This is a genomic window from Comamonas koreensis, assembly GCF_014076495.1.
Lineage (GTDB): Bacteria > Pseudomonadota > Gammaproteobacteria > Burkholderiales > Burkholderiaceae_C > Comamonas > Comamonas squillarum.
In genome coordinates, this window is the sequence record NZ_CP043575.1 from 2443929 (window position 1) to 2460672 (window position 16744).

General features: G+C 63.2%; 14 protein-coding genes. 7 read left to right on the forward strand and 7 right to left on the reverse strand.

The genetic code is table 11. The features are described 5' to 3' along the window. Positions 1-103: 103 nt before the first annotated feature. Complete coding sequence (locus F0Q04_RS10885) at positions 104-1810, forward strand: hypothetical protein (protein WP_182345416.1); 1707 nt, start codon at positions 104-106, stop codon at positions 1808-1810. A 266-nt stretch (positions 1811-2076) separates the two neighbouring features. Here F0Q04_RS10885 and F0Q04_RS10890 read toward each other — a convergent pair whose 3' ends face one another. Then, positions 2077-2397 carry a hypothetical protein gene (locus F0Q04_RS10890; protein ID WP_182345417.1) on the reverse strand — a complete coding sequence of 107 codons (321 nt, stop codon included), beginning with the start codon at positions 2395-2397 and terminating at the stop codon, positions 2077-2079. Positions 2398-2610: 213 nt separating this feature from the next. Beyond that, positions 2611-3528, reverse strand: coding sequence for a LysR family transcriptional regulator (locus F0Q04_RS10895; RefSeq protein ID WP_182345418.1), 918 nt, complete (start codon positions 3526-3528; stop codon positions 2611-2613). Positions 3529-3620: 92 nt separating this feature from the next. Here F0Q04_RS10895 and F0Q04_RS10900 point away from each other — a divergent pair, with 92 nt between their 5' ends. The 5 genes from F0Q04_RS10900 to F0Q04_RS10920 all read left to right on the forward strand — a co-directional run bounded on the left by F0Q04_RS10900 (position 3621) and on the right by F0Q04_RS10920 (position 8624). Next, on the forward strand, positions 3621-4592 hold the full coding sequence (locus F0Q04_RS10900) for a Bug family tripartite tricarboxylate transporter substrate binding protein (RefSeq protein WP_165841141.1): 972 nt from the start codon (positions 3621-3623) through the stop codon (positions 4590-4592). Beyond that, positions 4585-5481: an amidohydrolase family protein gene (locus tag F0Q04_RS10905; RefSeq protein WP_182345419.1), complete on the forward strand. Its 897-nt coding sequence runs from the start codon at positions 4585-4587 to the stop codon at positions 5479-5481. Before F0Q04_RS10900 ends, F0Q04_RS10905 begins: the two co-directional genes overlap by 8 nt. Positions 5482-5498: 17 nt before the next feature. Continuing rightward, positions 5499-6467: a hydroxyacid dehydrogenase gene (locus F0Q04_RS10910; protein WP_182345420.1), complete on the forward strand. Its 969-nt coding sequence runs from the start codon at positions 5499-5501 to the stop codon at positions 6465-6467. A gap of 54 nt (positions 6468-6521) precedes the next feature. Further along, on the forward strand, positions 6522-7232 hold the full coding sequence (locus F0Q04_RS10915; RefSeq protein WP_182345421.1) for an RraA family protein: 711 nt from the start codon (positions 6522-6524) through the stop codon (positions 7230-7232). 114 nt (positions 7233-7346) lie between these two features. After that, positions 7347-8624 (forward strand): CitMHS family transporter, encoded by a 1278-nt coding sequence (locus F0Q04_RS10920; protein ID WP_182345422.1) that lies wholly within the window; start codon positions 7347-7349, stop codon positions 8622-8624. 199 nt (positions 8625-8823) lie between these two features. On the opposite strand, the gene F0Q04_RS10925 is transcribed toward F0Q04_RS10920, so the two are convergent. Then, positions 8824-9291 carry a DUF1348 family protein gene (locus F0Q04_RS10925; protein WP_182345423.1) on the reverse strand — a complete coding sequence of 156 codons (468 nt, stop codon included), beginning with the start codon at positions 9289-9291 and terminating at the stop codon, positions 8824-8826. Positions 9292-9378: 87 nt separating this feature from the next. On the opposite strand from F0Q04_RS10925, the gene F0Q04_RS10930 reads away from it, so the two are divergent. After that, entirely contained in the window at positions 9379-9948 is a 570-nt protein-coding gene (locus F0Q04_RS10930) for a TetR/AcrR family transcriptional regulator (RefSeq protein WP_116925278.1), read from the forward strand. 105 nt (positions 9949-10053) lie between these two features. Here F0Q04_RS10930 and F0Q04_RS10935 read toward each other — a convergent pair whose 3' ends face one another. From F0Q04_RS10935 to F0Q04_RS10950, 4 genes are all read right to left on the reverse strand, one after another. After that, entirely contained in the window at positions 10054-11874 is a 1821-nt protein-coding gene (locus F0Q04_RS10935; RefSeq protein WP_232539602.1) for a sensor histidine kinase, read from the reverse strand. Positions 11875-11897: 23 nt separating this feature from the next. Further along, on the reverse strand, positions 11898-12590 hold the full coding sequence (locus tag F0Q04_RS10940; protein ID WP_182345425.1) for a response regulator transcription factor: 693 nt from the start codon (positions 12588-12590) through the stop codon (positions 11898-11900). 453 nt (positions 12591-13043) lie between these two features. Beyond that, positions 13044-13790: a sulfite exporter TauE/SafE family protein gene (locus tag F0Q04_RS10945; RefSeq protein ID WP_182345426.1), complete on the reverse strand. Its 747-nt coding sequence runs from the start codon at positions 13788-13790 to the stop codon at positions 13044-13046. A 323-nt stretch (positions 13791-14113) separates the two neighbouring features. Then, the gene (locus F0Q04_RS10950; RefSeq protein WP_182345427.1) at positions 14114-16561 is read right to left on the reverse strand and encodes a TonB-dependent siderophore receptor; all 2448 of its coding nucleotides are present in this window, start codon (positions 16559-16561) and stop codon (positions 14114-14116) included. Positions 16562-16744: the final 183 nt, after the last annotated feature.

Below are 16744 nucleotides of genomic sequence, written 5' to 3' on the forward strand. Positions count from 1 at the left end.
CAGCGAGCATTGGCTGCGGGTTGCGGATAAATAAAGGATGGCGGTAGATAGCCAGCGATTAACGACGCATCCCCTATACTTGCTGCGCACCATAGGAGATAAAGTGAAAAGCACCCAATGCATAAAAGTGATTCGTTCGGCTATGTTGGTTTCTTTGGCTGCTTTATCAGGAGCCGCGAGTTGGGCAGCGCGCGATTTCACGCCACAAGCTGGCACCTGGGTCATCAATCAAGAAGTGGACGGCAAGCCTGGACGTGGCCTGGCGATTGATGTACAGGGAAATACGTTTTTTATGCAGGTATTTGGCTATGAGAAGAATGGGGATGCCACCTTCTACACTGCCACCGGTCATATGGATGGCACGGCTGTCACCGCCCCGCTGATGCGCTATCAAGGTGGCCGTAGCTTTGGCAGCGAGGCACGGGATGCGAAAGAGGACGCCAATCTGGGTAATGTGACGGTGAGCTTTACCAGCGGCTTGAAAGGAACGGTGCAGTTTCCTGGCGAGCCTGCAGTCGAGATAAGGCGATTCCTGGTCGACAGCGCGATGGAAGGCGTGACGAATCCCGTCATGCAAAACGGCACGCGTCTCATGACCATGCTGGTGTTGAATGCACAGCGAGAAGTGGCCTTTCAATGGATGGCGGAACTTTCGCGGTCTCGCGACAACAGAACCGAGCTCACCATGCATAAGCACGGGTACAACCCCAGAGGGTATGGCGGAACTATTTTTCAAAAGCTGGTCTGTGAACCAGATGGATTGAGAAGCCGCTTTACATGCCTTCCCTCAGGCTCTGAACCTGTTCTGGGATTTGATGGGAAACCCGCAGAAGGCCCCAACATCGCCAGATTGAACTTTGAATTGGCTGGCTATGATTTGTCAGGCTTCGTGGATTTGGCAGGTGCTGGCGAAAGCCAGCCGGTCACTACGCTGCAGCTGACGGGCTTCGACCAGTTCTCCAGCATCAAGGGCTCCACTCGGGTAGTCGATGGCAAATTGATAACACCCTATACACAGCAAAACTATTATCCAGACGGAAATGAATTTGGGCCAGGCGCTTGTTCCTTGCAGTGCTCGGCTCGTGAAAATTTCAATACCTTGATGCCTATCAATGGAACCTGGGTGGTAGAGGACGAATTAACTGGAAAGCCAGGCAGGGGTTTAGCCCTGGATATTCAAGGCAGCACTGCGATCTTGCAGATTTTCAACTACCGTCCCGACGGACAGCCCAGCTTTCATATGGGCAGTGCCGATTATGTGAGCAAAGGGGTCGATACCTTGGCTACGGTAGCGACCATCCCGATGGATGAGTATGCAAATGGTCGCAGCATCGGGGGCGTACAGCAGCCTGCACAATGGCGTAGCCATGCAGGCGATGCGCTTTTGGAATTTGCATACCAAAAGTTCAACGCCCAGCCTCAAGAAGAATGGCAGTACTGGACTTCGGGCCTTGTACAACTGCCCGGCGAGCAGCCTGTTCGCATCAGGCGCCTGCAGTTGGAACGGGCAGAAACCTGGCCCGAAGAATTCTTGGGGCAATGGTTCCTGCCAGCGCTCCAGACAAGCTTCACCCTCAGCAAGATAGAAGGCAATGCAGCCGTTTCGGAAGACGGGCTAGCCAGTTGCCGCCCACCCGTGACGGGAAGCGCCGATAACCAAGTCAGTTGCATAGTTCGGCTTGGTGATGGTGCTTCCTGGAACCGGGACTCTCCCAAGCCATTGATGAACCGAGGTGGCGCCATGATCCGCTTACGTGACCGCCACGGCAACGGCGTGGGCTTGGGGCAGTTGGACTGGGCGAAAGATTAACGCTGCAGTCTGTGCAGAGCCATCCAGGCCATAGCTCTGCCGAACCTCGCGATGGTCCCGCGTCGGTGTCTGTCTACGAGGTTTGGTTGTGAAGAAGTCCCTGGTAGTCAAGCCGGCTGTAGTCGACCATTGCCAGAAAAAATCTTCAAATGTGGGGAAGGTATCGATCAGTCCGCCAGCGAACCAGAAAACCTGGCCTGGTTCGCCTGCATGGGGCCGTGTCATGAGTATGATATCGATGTCGTCGGAGGAAACCGCCACTGCCATCAATTCTGACCGGTCGCATCCGCACAAGTCGGGCAGCCGCTCCAGCAAATCGCTAAGTTCCTTCGCACGATCAGCGCGTGGCCCCGCCAAGAGATCGTCGATACCGAATAGGTCAATCTGGTAATGAAACGCTCGGCATGCAGCAAAAAGCTTCTGTACCCCGAGTCCAGGCTTTCGCCAAGGCACATTTCAAGTGCATCCAATGCTTGCTCGCTGGCGGCGACTTCGGGAAGGATGTGCTGCCATAAGCCGAGGGCATCCACCTCTGCGACCTTTTGCTTCACCAGTGCGGCGATGACAAGCGCTCTTTTCCAGTCCATTTTCTATCTTTTCTGGGGAAATGATGGGGGGCTATAGGGGGGAAAATTCTGCCTGTAAGGGATGAATAGGCGTTGTTGGCTGATAGATTGCATGCGCCAGCCCTCAGCGTCAATGCCGCATTCGAGTTTTTGGACTACGGATGCATGTTGGTGTCTGCGCCCGAGGCCGGGTGGCGTTCTTGCACAAGTGCGGGGTGCGCTCTGCTGTGGCTTTCAATCCCCAGCTCCCACAAACAAACTCCTTCCCCGCTCCCGCAGCAGATTCAGCAAGCGGCGGGCCGCAGGCGATAGGTAGCCGGAGCGGCGGTAGGTCACGCCAAGCTTGCGGAGCAGCTGCAATTCCTTGAGCGGTACTTCGCGCAGCGCCTGGTGGCCACGCGCTTCTGCCAGGGTGTGGCGAGACAGAAAGCTCAGCAGCTCGTTGTGGGCAATCAGGCGGGGCAGCAGGGGGATGGAGTTGGCGTTGATCTGCACCTGCGGGGTAGAGAGGCCCCGGGCGCGGAAGGCGGCATCCAGCCATTGCCGGCTGGGGATACTCTCGAGCGGAAGCACCCATTTCCAGCGTAGCAGCGACTCGACAGTGATCTGCGGCAGCGAAAACACGGGGTGCCGGCGGCTGGTGGCGACCACGACGACGTCGTCGACGATGGCATGCGATACCAGCTCCTCATCGTCGTCCGGCATCAGGCCGATCAGCAGATCGAGCGAGCCTTCCTTCAAGCGCTCTCGGAGCATTAGGCTGGGCCCGGTGGTGATGTCGATCGTGGTCTCGGGCGCCTCGGCCAGCAGCAGGTTGCAGATTTCGGGCAGGACATAGTCGGCGGCGATGGGGCCGCTGCCAATGCGCACATGGCCGGCTTGCCCCCGCGAGAAGTCGTTGACCTCGCGCAGCACTTCCTCGGTCGTGCCCCGCAGCAGCCGGGCCCGGGCCAGCAGCACCTCGCCCACGGCGGTGAGCTGGATGCCCCGGCCCTTGCGCTCAAACAGCTCGCACGCAAAAGCTTCCTCCAGCCGCTGGATGGCCTTGCTCAGGGCCGGCTGCGTGCGGCCCAGCTTGTCGGCAGCCAGGCCGACATGGCCGGCATCTGCCACCGCTTCGAAGTATTTGAGGTCCCGGAAATTGATGTCCATCGATAACATTTAGGAATTATTTTATGAAAATTATCCAATGGACGGAATGATTTGTCGACTGGAGAATGCCATCCCATAACAGGAGACAAGACATGCGCAATATGACGAAAAAGGCTGCAGTGGCAGCGCTGGCCTTCGCCTGCTCGGCGGCCTTTGCAAGCGCCTGGCCAACCCGCGCCATCACCCTGGTGGTGCCCTTTGCCCCGGGCGGCAACATCGATTTCACGGCACGGGCCATTTCGGACCTGATTGGCAAGTCGCTGGGCCAGCCGGTCATCGTCGAGAACCGGCCCGGCGCTGGCGGCGTGATCGGCGCGGCCTATGTGGCCCGCGCCAAGCCCGATGGCTATACCTTGCTGCTGGGCAACTCCGGCCCCAACGCGGTGGCCAATGCGGTCAGCAAAAAGGTGCCTTACGACGGCGTCAAGAGCTTCACGGTCATTGGTGGCATCACCACCAATCCGGCGGTGCTGACGATCTCCACCCATATCCCCGCCAGCAACTTTGCGCAGTTCAATGCCTATGCCAGGGGCCGCGCGGGCGGCGCCAGCGTGGGTACCGCTGGCAACGGCTCCTTCACCCATCTGGCGATCGAGCTGGTGCGGGCCGCCACGGCCACGCCCATTACCGTCATTCCCTACAAAGGCACAGGCCCTGCGGCGGCCGACCTGATGGGCCATACCCTGGATGCGATGGTGGACCAGATCACCACGGCCGCGCCGCTGATCCGGGATGGCCGAGTCAAGGCCATCGCCCAGCTGGGCCCTGTGCGCTCGCCGTTGATGCCCGATGTGCCCACCTTGGCGGAGCAGGGGTTCCCGGCGGTGGATGCCACGCTCTACACCGGCTTGTTTGCGCCTGCCGGTCTGCCTCCTGCCATCCTCGACAAACTCTCCAGCGCGCTGACCGCTGCCCTGAAGGACCCCAAGGTTCAGCAGCGCTACCGGGAGATGGGTGCCGAGCCCACGGCGCTGACGCGTGTGGAGTTTGAAGCCTATGTGGCAGCGGAAGCCAAGCGTTGGGCCAATGCGGCCCAGACCAGCAAGGTGTCGATCGATGACTGATGCGGTAGCCACCGGCAAGCATGCGTCGCCTGCGCTGCCTTCGCCGCTGCCGGTTCTGTCAGGCCAGCAATGGGCGGGCGCCTGCGACTGCCATATTCATATCAACGATCCCCGCTACCCCTATGCGGCTGGGGCCGACCTCCATCCGCCCGCAGCCACTGTGGCCGATTACCGGCAGCTGCAGGCGCGGCTGGGCACCCGCAGGGTGGTGGTAGTGCAGCCCTCCAGCTACGGAACGGACAACCGCTGCACCTTGGATGCGGTGGCCGAGCTGGGCTTGGACGTTGCCCGCGCCGTCGTCGTGGTGGATGCCAGCACGAGCGCGGACGATGTGGCCGCGATGCACCAGCGCGGCGCCCGTGGCGTGCGCTTCAACCTGCTGCGGCCGTCGCCTGTGGCTGCTGGCCAGATGCATGCGGTGGCCCGGCTGATTGCACCCTGGGGCTGGCATCTGCAGCTACATGCCAGTGCTGATCAGATTGCTGCGCTGGCGCCCGCGATACGTGATTTGCCAGTGCCGGTGGTGTTTGACCACCTCGCCCGTTTGCCGGGCCATGGCGGCAGCACGCATCCCGCATTTGACGTGGTGGCCCAGCTGCTGCAGCAGCAGCGCGCCTGGCTCAAGCTGTCCGGCGCAGAGCTGGATGGCGCGGCCGAGGCGCCGGGCTACGCCTCCGCTGCCCGTGTCGCCCAGCGCTTTATTGCGCTGTCTCCTGACCGCCTGGTCTGGGGCAGCAACTGGCCGCACCCCGCTATCCACAAGACCGGAGATGCGGCCCCCGATGACGCAGCGCTGCTGCGTTGGCTGTCTGCCTGTGTACCCGATAGCGCTGTGCAACGGCAGATCCTGCTGGACAACGCCTGCAACTTGTACGGCTTCAGCGTTTGATTTTTTGACTCTCACCTATGACTTTCTGCATCTTTGTTACCGCACCCCGTCTGGCCCCAAGCGGGGTTGACCTGCTGGCCCAGGCCAATGCCCGTGTCATCTATCTGCAGGATGGCAACAGCGCCGAGGAGGTGGAGCACATCATGGCGACCGAACCGGTCGATGCCGTCATCTCGCGCACCGTCGCGCTGTCGGCCAAGGCCATTGCCTCCTGCCCCACGCTCAAGGTCATCTCCAAGCATGGCGTGGGCGTCAGCAATATCGATGTCGAGGCGGCCACGGCGCGCGGCATTCCTGTGTATGTGACGCCAGGCGCCAATGCCCAGTCCGTGGCCGAGATGACCTTGGGCCTGATGTTTGCCGCAGCCCGCCGTATTGCCTGGATGGACAGCGAACTGCATGCCGGCCGCTGGTCGCGCGTGCAGGATGGCATCGAGCTGCAGGGCCGCACCTTGGCGTTGGTCGGGTTCGGGCAGATCGGGCAGCGGGTGGCAGCGGCTGCGCTGGCCATCGGCATGCAGGTGGTTGCGTTTGACCCGGCTCTGGCGCAGAGCTCCAACCCCGCCGTTCGTCTGCTGGGCTCTTTCGAGGAGCTGCTGGGCCATGCCGATGTGCTGAGCCTGCATGTACCCCTGAACAAGCACACCCGCGGCATGCTGGGTGCCGAACAGATCGCCAAACTGCCACGCGGCGCGATCGTGGTGAACACCGCGCGCGGCGAGGTGATCGACGAGGCTGCGCTGATCGATGCCTTGAAGACCGGGCAGCTCTATGCCGCCGGCCTGGACACCATGCACGAGGAGCCACTGCCTGCCGGCCACCCGCTGACCCGCCTGCCCAATGTGGTGCTGACCCCGCATGTGGGCGGCTCCACGCCCGCCGCCTTGGCCGGCATGGCCTCGGGCGCCGCGCGCAATGTGCTGGGCTGGCTGCAGGGGCAGCCGGCCGATGCGGCCGCCTGCGTGAACGGGCAAGTACTGGCTTGATGCCCGCCCAACGACCTTCGATACCTTTTCCCTCTTTATCCGAGAAAGCGCCGCATGAGTTCTGACACCACTACTACCGCATCGCTCCAATGGCCTGCGGGCTACCGCATCAACCCCCGTGTGGACGGGCCAGCCGCTGACGTTGTAGCCGCGTTTCGCGAGATTCCGGTGGCCGCGATTGGCGATGCGATGAGCCGCAATATCGGCACCATCGGCCTGCGCCAGTACCATGCGCGGCTGGACACCGTCCTGTGCGGCCCTGCGGTGACGGTGCGCGTGCGCCCGGGCGACAACCTGATGATCCACAAGGCGCTGATGATGGTGCAGCCCGGCGATGTGCTGGTGATCGATGGCGGCGGCGATGTGGCCCAAGCCCTGGTCGGCGGCCTGATCCGTACCACCTGCGTAGCTAAAAAACTGGGCGGCCTGGTCATCGACGGCGCTGTGCGGGACCTCTGCGAATGGGCCGAGGAGGGCATGCCGCTGTTTGCCAAGGGCCATACGCACCGGGGCCCGAGCAAGGACGGCCCGGGCGAGATCAACATCCCCATATCCTGCGCCGGCATGGCCGTGCTGCCGGGTGACCTGATCGTTGGGGATGCCGATGGCGTGATCGCGATCCCGGCCGCCGAGGCAGCGCGGGTGCTGGAGCTGGGCCGTGCGCACCTGGTCAAGGAAGCCAAGATCCGCGCCGACAATGAGGCCGGTCGTTCGGACCCCGAGCGCTTTGACGCCACCTTGCGCGCCAAGGGTCTGCCGGTCTGATCGCCAGCCGCCTCAGCGGCCATACCAAGAAGGTCAGCAGGACCCCTCGCTGACCCCTTTACCAAGACACATCTCCCTTCGGGCCAGCGCCCGTGGGGGTGGAGGAACACGTCCATGCTCGTCGCATTGAGCTTTGCCATGTTTGCCTGTTTCATCTACCTGCTGATCAGCGGGCGGATGTCGGCCGTGGCCACCCTGATTCTGGTCCCGACCATTTTTGCGCTGATTGGAGGCTTTGGACCAGAGATGGGCGCCATGGTCATCAAGGGCGTTCGCACCATTGCACCGACCGGCGTTTTGCTGATCTTCGCGATGGCCTATTTCATGCTGATGACCGACACCGGTCTGTTCGATCCGATCATCCGCCGCATCGTCGGCGCGGTCGGCGGTGATCCCGTCAAGATCCTTATCGGCACCGTGGCGCTGGGCTACCTGGTCGCGCTCGATGGCGATGGCGCCACGGTCTACATGATTGTGCTGTCGGCCTTCTTGCCGATCTACAAACGCCTGGGCCTGTCCTTGCCGCTGGTGGCGGTGCTGCTGCTGCAGTGCACTGGCATTGGCAACCTGCTGCCCTGGGGCGGCCCAACGGCTCGGGCCGCCGCTTCGATGAAGGTCGAGATGTCGGAGGTGTTCACGCCGCTGTTCGCGCCACTGCTGGCCTGCGTGGTCTGGGCCTTCTTTATGGCCTGGCTGTTTGGCAAGCGTGAGCGCAGCCGCCTGGGCATCGTCCAGCTCGACACGGCGCAGATGCTCGAGCAGCACCCGCCTGCTGGCTGGAAGCTGTACTTCAACTGGGCGCTGACCATTGGCCTGATGGTTGGCCTGGTGATGGAAGTGCTGCCTCTGGCCTATTTATTCATGCTGGCCACCGCTATTGCCTTTGTCGTGAACTTCCCCAAGCACCAGGACCAGCAAAAGCGCATGGCCGAACATGCGCCCGCCATCCTGTCCGTAGCGATGATGCTGTTTGCTGCCAGCGTCTTTATCGGCATCCTGAACGAAACCGGCATGGCCTCGGCACTGGCCAAGACCATCGTCGCGATGGTTCCCGAGGCGCTGGGCCCTTATATGGCCGTGGTCACCGCCTTGGTCAGCATCCCGATGACCTGGGTCGTCTCCAACGATGTGTTCTATTTCGGCATGCTGCCCATCCTGGCGGAGGCCGCCGCCCATTACGGCGTGACGGGCGCCGAGATGGCCCGCGCTTCGCTCATCGGCCAGCCCGTGCACATTCTGAGCCCGCTGGTCGCCTCCACCTATTTGCTGGTCAGCATGCTGGATCTCAACTACGGCGCCGTGCAAAAGCAAGCGATCAAGTGGGCCGTGGGGTCAAGCATGGTGATGCTGCTGGCATCGCTGGCGCTGGGTGTGGTGCCTTTAGTGAAGTAAGCGCCTGATGCCCATCACCGCAGCGGCGGTGATGGGCGCCCCAGCGGTGGATCACGGTCGCTGCTTTCAACCCAGTCGCACCAGATTTTTGAGCAGGACCAAGCGGGAGATGCCCAGGTGCCGAGCTGCCTCAGACTGGTCCGCGGGGGAGCGGGAAAATTTGCCATTGAGATGGTAGAACCGCTCGCTAGCCTGTTTATTAAAGCCCCAACTCTGACAGTCCAGGATGGTCATCCGGCCGGCGGCCAAGGGGCCAGTGGAACTTGCGCTCGGACTCTTTGATCGGCATGTCGTTGATGCAGGCGTAGCGGCGTCGCATCAGGCCGTCGGCTTCGAACTCCCAGTTCTCGTTACCGTACGAGCGGAACCAATGGCCTGCGTCGTCATGCCACTCATACGCATACCGAACCGCGATCCGGTTGCCTTCATGCAACCACAGCTCTTTGATGAGCCGGTAGTCCAGCTCCTTGTTCCACTTTCTCTCCAGGAAGGCCTGGGCCTCCGCTCTGCTGTGCGCGAATTCGGCGCGGTTGCGCCACTGTGTATCCAGCGTATAAGCCATAGCCACTGTAGCGGCATCTCGGGTGTTCCAGCCGTCTTCAGCCATACGCACCTTTTGGATGGCGGCTTCGCGGGTTAAGGGGGGCAGGGGTGGGCGCATTTCCATGGGTTACCTCTTTCAAAACGTATGTAGGACGATCTGTCTACATGTGTCATGCTAGCGCATGTGGAACGATCTGTCTACAATGCCCACATGCCTTCTGCAAAATCCTCCTCAGACACCCTCGCTCCTAGGGAGCGCATTCTTGTGGCCGCGCACGCGCTTTTCTACCAGGATGGCATCCGAGCCACCGGCGTAGACAAAATCATTGACCAGGCCAGCGTCAGCAAAGTCACGTTCTACCGCCAATACCCGAGCAAAGACGAGTTGATCCGGGCCTATCTTGACTATCGACATGGCATCTGGATGTCCTGGTTCGAGATGAGTTTGACGCAAGCCCTCCATGCAGGAGCGGCTGCCACGCTAGCACTCAGCACCACGTTGCGGACTTGGTTCAGCCGTGCTGATTTTCGGGGCTGTGCATTTCTCAACGCAGCGGCTGAGTTAGGCTCTTCTAACCCGGAAATTTTGAAAGTGGTGCGCCAACACAAGCAGGAAATGGCAGCGGTGCTCGACAGCCTGTTGGCCAGCGATGGCAGGCCTGTGGGCCATGCGCTGTCGTTGGTGATTGATGGCGCGATCGTCCATGCCCAAATGGGCCAAGTTTTGGATGACGTAATGGACGCCTTCAACGTAACGGCTGCGGCGATGCTTCAGCGCTAAGCTGCGAGCACGCAGCTCGCGCATGCAGCTCGTGCAATCTTGCAGGAGGAATGGGGATGGTTGCCTCGAATGAAGCGTACTCTCAACAAAGGTGCTTGGCGGACATCAGGCCTCAGGTGTTTCAGCACCCTCTGCGTCCGTGGGCAGCGGTACCCGCAGCAGCACCGTTGTGAGCCCGCCTTGCGACCCTACCGACAACTGCGCCCCCAGCCGCTGGGCCCGGGCTTGCATGCTGCGCAGGCCGGTGCCGTGCGTGGGGGTGTTGGCTGCTTTGGGCGCAGGCAGGCCCACGCCGTTGTCTTGCACCTGCAGCAGCAGTTGCTCGGCCTCGCGGGCCAGCACCACATCCACGCGCTTGGCGTGGCTGTGCTTGAAGGCATTGGTCAAGGCTTCTTGCAAAATGCGCAGGACATCCAGGCTGGCGCTGGTGGGCAGGTGCAGCTGGTCGATATGGCTCAGCTGCCAGTGCACCTCCATGTCATGCACTTCGAACAGCTGGCTCATGCGGTAGCGCATGGGGGCGAGCAGCTCTGCGAGCGACAGCTCGCCATAGTGCTGGGCGGAGGCCAGGTCGATGATCAGCCGCAGGTCATCGCGCATGCCGCGCAGCATGCCCAGCACCTGGTCGGGTGGCAGCGAGCCGCGTGTGCGCTCCAAGGTGGTGATACTGCCGATCAGCATGCCGCCCAGGCCGTCGTGCAGGTCATGCGCAATGTTGACCCGCTCGCCCAGGCGGGCCTGCAGCAGCTCCAGCTCATGGCGGCCAGCCAGCGATTCGGTCAGCTCGGCGCGGGCTTCGGCCACATGGTGCTGCATCTCGTCGTTGAAGCTCTCGATGCGCCGCGTGTTCTGCACAAAGGTCCAGGCCAGGGTCAGCGCAATGCCTACGGTGGCCAGTGGCTCGGTGTAGGTGGCCAGGTAGAAGTTGTCGTCCACGATGCGGGTGAAGACCAGCAGGTCATGCGCCATCGCCAGGGCGCTGGCCAGTGCCGTGAGCGACAGCAGGCGCTGCGCCTGGTTGCCGTTGCGCCAGGCCAGGCCGACAAACACGCCAGCGGTGGTGAACAGCAGGGCCGACGAGGCCCAGGCCATCACATTGCGCATGTCTCTGAGCTGCGCATCAGGCACCAGCAAGGTAATGGCCGCCAGCGCGGCAATGATAAGCCACATGGCGGCCTCGCGCCTGGGCCAGCGGCGGCCCATGAAGCGCAGCACAAACATGGCATTGCAGCCGTGGTAGAGCACATAGGCAACCGACACCACGGCTGCATAGGTATTGATATGGTTGAACGGCCAGGGCGTGGTGCTGACAAAGTTGACGGTAAAGCCCACCCAGGCGGCCTGGCGTGCGGCGTACCAGCCGTAGGCGGCCTCTTGGCGGCGCATCAGCCACAGCACCAGGAAGAAGCAGCCCAGGGTCGCCCCCACGCCCAGGTGCAGCCAGTTGAGGTTGTGCCGCACCAGGTAGCTGTGCTGCTGTGCCATGCGCAGCGGCTCGGGTGCACCAATCTCAACCGGGCCTAGCGCAGGCTGGTAGGCGTAGTAGCCGCTCACGCGGATCAGCAGCTCGTTGCTGCCGCTGTGCAGCAGCGGCGCGGGCAGCACCAGGTAGCGCGGCGTGTTCCAGGCGCGTGTCATCGGCTCGGTCAGATACGGGTCGCGCTGCAGCTCCACGCCGTTGACCGAGATGACACCGGCTTGCATCAGGTAGTGGATGTAGAGGCCCTGGGTCTGCGGCTCGCCGCTGATGTCCCAGCGCAGCCGGTACCAGACAACGCCGCTATAGCCGGGCCACTGCTGGTTCCAGTCGTTGGGCACCTTCACCGGCACCCAGCCGTTGTCGGGTGGCTGCTGGGCATCCCAGTCCGAGCGCGCCGCCTCGGCCGTGCCAGGCCAGGGCTGGCCTTGCGCCTGCGCGGGCGGCACCTGGCACAGGGCCGCCAGGCAGATCAGCGCAACAAGCCATGCTCGCGTGCACGCCGCAAGGCCTGCGTGCGCGAGCTCACGGCCAATTTGTCGTAGATATGCCGGATATGGGTGTCGATGGTCCATCGGGATAGGTGCAGGCATTCGGCGATTTCGCGGTTGCTCATGCCGGCGGCGACATGGTCGAGGATCTCGCGCTCGCGCTCGGTGAGCGCTTCGCGCAGCGCCGGGTCCGGCGGCTGCGACGGGGTGGGAGGGCGCCTGGCCGGGCGCCCCACCAGGTCCAGAATACGCCGGGCGATGAAGGGGTCGATGGGCGCGCCGCCCTTGAGCACATTGCGCACCGACAGCGCAATCTCCAGGTCGTCGCGCTCCTTGAGCACATAGCCATTGGCGCCGGCGCGCAGCGCGCCCAGAATCATCTCCTCGGTGCTCCAGGCCGACACCACCAGAATCGGCAGCACCGGGTTGCGCGCGCGCAGCCAGTCAATCAGGTCAATGCCATTGCCATCGGGCAGGCCCAGATCGATCAGCGCCATCACTATGGGCTGCAGGCCGCCCTCGGGCGCGGTCACCAATTGCTGGCACTCGGCCAGCGAGCCGGCCTCGCACAGCTGATCGGCTGCGACGCCTACCGAGCCCAGCACGGCGCCCAGCCGGGCGAGCATGTCGGGGTCGTCATCAACCAGCAGTACGGGAAGTTGCGCAATAGCCATCGCTACATTTTGACGCAAAGACGGAGATCTTCCATCACGCATTTACGGTAAATGCGGCTGTTATGGCCCCTGGAGCGCTAATGGCCGGACAAGGCGTTGAGCGTGGATGGCACCTGCTGGGCACTGCGCTAGGTGAGCCGCCACAGTACGGCAGAGGCCAGCAGCATAAAGCCAGCCACGGAGCGGTGCCCAGGCACCACCACCTTGCCGCACAGCGGCGTGGCGGCCAAGAGATGCTGCGCTGGAACGCGCCCGCTGCGCGCCCAGCAGCGGACTGATGAGCGCCAGCTGCGCGACGCCTGCGCACAGCACCAGCGTGTCGCTGGTGACCGCGCCGATCCGCGCCATGGCCACAGGTTGCGGACGGTAGCAAGGCATTTTTGCCATCCAGGTGATCGGCTGCTGTGGTGGGGCGGGCGTGGGGGATCGGTGTTTTGCGTGGTCTGCGCGTCTTTAAATAAAGGGCCGAGAGGCAAGCTCGAGTCCCAAGACAAGCAGCAACAGCAGAAAGCACAGCCGAAAGCGCTGGGGGCTGATGCGCGCCCGGAGCGAAGCGCCAAGCCCCATGCCCAGCAATGCAGGGATGACGCTGAGCGACGACAGACCCAGCTGGTTCAGGCGTAACGCGTCGTTGGCCAGCAAACCTGCGGCAAGGGCCAGGGTCGAGATGCTGAAGGACAGCCCCAGCGCCTGCACCAGCTCATCCTTGTGCAAGCCAAGAGCGCCAAGGTAGGGAACGGCCGGCATGACAAAGACGCCGGTGGCGCCCGTGACCATGCCGGTAACCAGCCCCACCAATGGTGAAAGCCATGTCTCCAGCGCACGCTGGATGGTGAGCGCGGGCGCCAACAAGGCATAGACCGCATACGCGATCAAGGCCGATCCCAGGGCGAAGCCGGACCAGCGAGGGTCAACTTGCACCAGGAGCGCGGACCCGCCCACCGTCCCAATCACCATGGCCGCCAGCATGGGCCACAGGCGCTGCACCAGCGCTGCCACCGCGCTGCCAGAGAACAGTTGCCAAATATTGGTGACTAAGGACGGCACCACCAACAGGGATGCCGCCATGGCCGGCGGCATCACCATGCCCAGCAGCCCCATCGCCACCGTCGGCAGCCCCATCCCGGTCACCCCCTTCACCAAGCCGGCAAAAAGAAAGGTGGCTGTCAGCAAGCCATAAAAGAACATTGAATCATGCATGGGAAACCTCCAGATGGCCCCCATTGAACGGGTTTGGCGGTCCAAGCACAATTCGGAATTTATGGCTGATGCTTCGGTTACTCCTAAGGATCTATGGAGAGGGACTTGAAAATGGCCGGAACAGTTGGAAATGCCGTATATGCCTATGGCTGCTGTCTGGCAGGCGGTAGCCGGGCTGGCGTTGGCCGTTGGGCCCCCGCGGCCCGCTGGACGTGGCAGCGTCCAGTTTGTTTTACTGTGCAGACCATGCCGACCCGGCCGCTCCAGGTGTGCAGCCAGGCCATGCGTTGGCGAAACTCGCCTGCCATCTGCGCAGGCGGGTTTTAGAACGAGCCGCGCAAGGTCAACATCGCGTTGCGCGGCTCGCCATAGTGGCTGCTGTTGACCAGGCTGCCGATGGACGAGTAGTAGCGCTTGTTGAAGATGTTGTTGAGGTTCAGGCTCAGTTGCCAATGTGGGTCGATCTGGTAGCGCACATAGCTGCTCCAGACGGCGCGGCCCGGGGCATGGAGGTTGATCGCACCGATCTTGCGGTAAGAGGCCGTTTGGGTGTTGACGCCGCCACCGATGGTGAGGGCGTTCCAGTCGCCGGGCAGGCGGTAGGTGGTCCACAGGCGCAGCAGGTGCTTGGGCGTGTAGCTGTTGAAGTCCAGGCCTTCGTTGTTGATATCGCGCTTGTAGGTGTTGCGGTTGAAGGTATAGCCGGCAAACAGGTTCCAGCCCCGGCTCAGCTCGCCGCTGATCTCGGCATCAAAGCCCTGGCTGCGCACGCGCCCGTCGTCGGTGTAGCAGTAGTAGCCATCGCGGCAGTCCGGGCCGGAGGCGACGTCTTCGGTGGCGCGGTTCTTCTGGTCGACGCGGTAGAGCGCAAACGATGTGTTGGCGCGGCCGCCCAGGATTTCACCCTTGAGGCCGAGCTCATAGGTTGCACCCTGGATGGGTTTCAAGTTCTGGCCCGCCGCGTTGAGCGACCACTGCGGGTTGAAGATATCGGCATAGCTGGCGTAGGCCGACCATTGCGGGTTGAGGCCATAGATCAGCCCGGCAAAGGGCATGAAGCGGGTGTTGTCCTGGTGCGTGGATGAGGCGACGACGGTGCCGGTCGTCGTCGTGATCGTGTCGAAATCGGTCTTGTAGCTGCCCAGGCGCCCACCCAACACCAGCTTGAGCGGATCGCTCAGCTGCAGGCGCAGCGCGCCATAGGCGCCGGCCTGGCGCGTCTTGCCCAAGGTGCGCTCGGTGTTGGCATAGCGAATGGCCTCGTCGCTGGGCTCGGTGCGGAACGGGTCCGGGTCAAACACATTGATCGGCACCGCCGGGCTCATCGAGCTGTAGTCGCTGGTGACCTTGCCCTGGCTGTAGCTCGTGCCCAGAACCAGCTGGTGCTCGCGCCCCAAGGCGCTGAAGTCGCCCACCAGGCTCGCATCCAGGCCCGAGGCGCTCTGGTCGGCTTGCGTCAGGTTGCTGACGGTGGCGCCCAGGCCGGTGGCGGCGGCCACGGCGCGCTGGGAAGAGGCGTACTTCATGTCCAGCGCTTCCTTGACGTGCAGGGCCGAGACCTTGGCGCGCCAGCGGCTGTTGAAGGTATGGGAGAGGTCGGCGTACAGCGTCTGGGTATGGTTGTTCTGGCGGTTCCAGATGGCGCCCAGGTAGGTGGAGCGGGGCAGCGCGATGTCGCGGCCATCGCTGTAGTGCGGCAGGCCCGAGATAAAGGGCCGGCCCTTGAAGGACTCGTAGCTTGCGCCCACGCTGACCTGGGTCTGGGGCGAGATGTCGTACTCCAGGGTGCCGTACAGGGTGCCATTGCGCTGGTTGGCATAGTCGATGAAGGAGTGCTGGTCGTCCACATCGATGACGGCGCGGCCGCGCAGGCTGCCTTCGGCGTTCAACGCGCCGCTGCCATCGATTTGCGCGCCATAGCGGTCCCAGGAGCCGGCCTTGGCGGTGACGGTGACGCCGCCTTCCTTGAGCGGGCGCTTGCGCGCCAGGTTGACGGCGCCGCTCGGGTCGCCGCCGCCTTGCAGCAGGCCGGCCGAGCCGCGCAGCACTTCGGCCCGGTCATAGATGGCCGTGCCGCCCTGGTAGTTGCTGGCGCGGCCATAGAGGCGCTGCACATTGACCCCGTCATACTGGATGGTGGCGATGCTGAAGCCGCGCGAGTAGATGTACTTGCCGCCTTGCGGGCTTTGCAGCAAGGTGATGCCAGTGGTGCTGCCCAGCGCATCGTAGACCGAGGTCGCGTTTTGCTCATCCATCAGCTGGCGGGTGACCACGCTGATCGACTGGGGGATGTCCTTGAGCGCCTGCTCACCCTTGCCGATGGTGACGGCACGCGGCGTGTAGGCGCCGGTCTGCTCGGTGGTCGCACTGCGGATGGCCGGCGCGGTCACGCGGATCTCGTTGAGCGTCAGGCCAGCGGCGGCGGCATCGCTGCTGACGGTCGTGGCGCCGGCTCCGGCTCCCGTATGGGGCGCGGCGCGCAATGCCCAGGTGCCGCCGTCGATCTTGACCAGCTCCAGCCCGCTGCCGGCCAGCGCGGCGCGCGCTGCGTCCTCCGGGGCATAGCTGCCGCGCAGGGCCGGCGCCGTGCGGCCGTGCACCAGGCTGGCATCCATGCTGATTTGCTGGCCGCTTTGCGAGGCAATGCGGGCCAGCGTGCTGCCCAGCGGCTGGGCAGGCAGGTCATAGCTTTGGACGGCGGCCGGGTGGCTGGTTTGGGCCTGGGCAGGCAAGCTGCAGGCGATGGCGGCGGCCAGTGCGAGTGCGCCCATATGCGCAGTGGGCAGGGCGGGCGAGCGGCAAAGTGGCATAGATTCCTTGGAGATGCAGAGGGAAAAATAGAGGCTTCCAAGGTATGTAGAGCGAGCACAAAAAAGTGTTCATTTATTTTTGAGGGGCGAGGCCGATGCGCTGCAGCCCCATCCCGAACAGACCTGTCCGGACAGGGCTGTGCG

Coding starts and splice junctions, on each gene's coding strand:
- F0Q04_RS10905 (WP_182345419.1), top strand. CDS start 4,585: ATGACTGATGCGGTAGCCACCGGCAAGCATGCGTCGCCTGCGCTGCCT.
- F0Q04_RS10890 (WP_182345417.1), bottom strand. CDS start 2,397: ATGGACTGGAAAAGAGCGCTTGTCATCGCCGCACTGGTGAAGCAAAAG.
- F0Q04_RS10895 (WP_182345418.1), bottom strand. CDS start 3,528: ATGGACATCAATTTCCGGGACCTCAAATACTTCGAAGCGGTGGCAGAT.
- F0Q04_RS10940 (WP_182345425.1), bottom strand. CDS start 12,590: ATGGCTATTGCGCAACTTCCCGTACTGCTGGTTGATGACGACCCCGAC.
- F0Q04_RS10920 (WP_182345422.1), top strand. CDS start 7,347: ATGCTCGTCGCATTGAGCTTTGCCATGTTTGCCTGTTTCATCTACCTG.
- F0Q04_RS10915 (WP_182345421.1), top strand. CDS start 6,522: ATGAGTTCTGACACCACTACTACCGCATCGCTCCAATGGCCTGCGGGC.
- F0Q04_RS10930 (WP_116925278.1), top strand. CDS start 9,379: ATGCCTTCTGCAAAATCCTCCTCAGACACCCTCGCTCCTAGGGAGCGC.
- F0Q04_RS10950 (WP_182345427.1), bottom strand. CDS start 16,561: ATGGGCGCACTCGCACTGGCCGCCGCCATCGCCTGCAGCTTGCCTGCC.
- F0Q04_RS10910 (WP_182345420.1), top strand. CDS start 5,499: ATGACTTTCTGCATCTTTGTTACCGCACCCCGTCTGGCCCCAAGCGGG.
- F0Q04_RS10925 (WP_182345423.1), bottom strand. CDS start 9,291: ATGGAAATGCGCCCACCCCTGCCCCCCTTAACCCGCGAAGCCGCCATC.
- F0Q04_RS10945 (WP_182345426.1), bottom strand. CDS start 13,790: ATGCATGATTCAATGTTCTTTTATGGCTTGCTGACAGCCACCTTTCTT.
- F0Q04_RS10900 (WP_165841141.1), top strand. CDS start 3,621: ATGCGCAATATGACGAAAAAGGCTGCAGTGGCAGCGCTGGCCTTCGCC.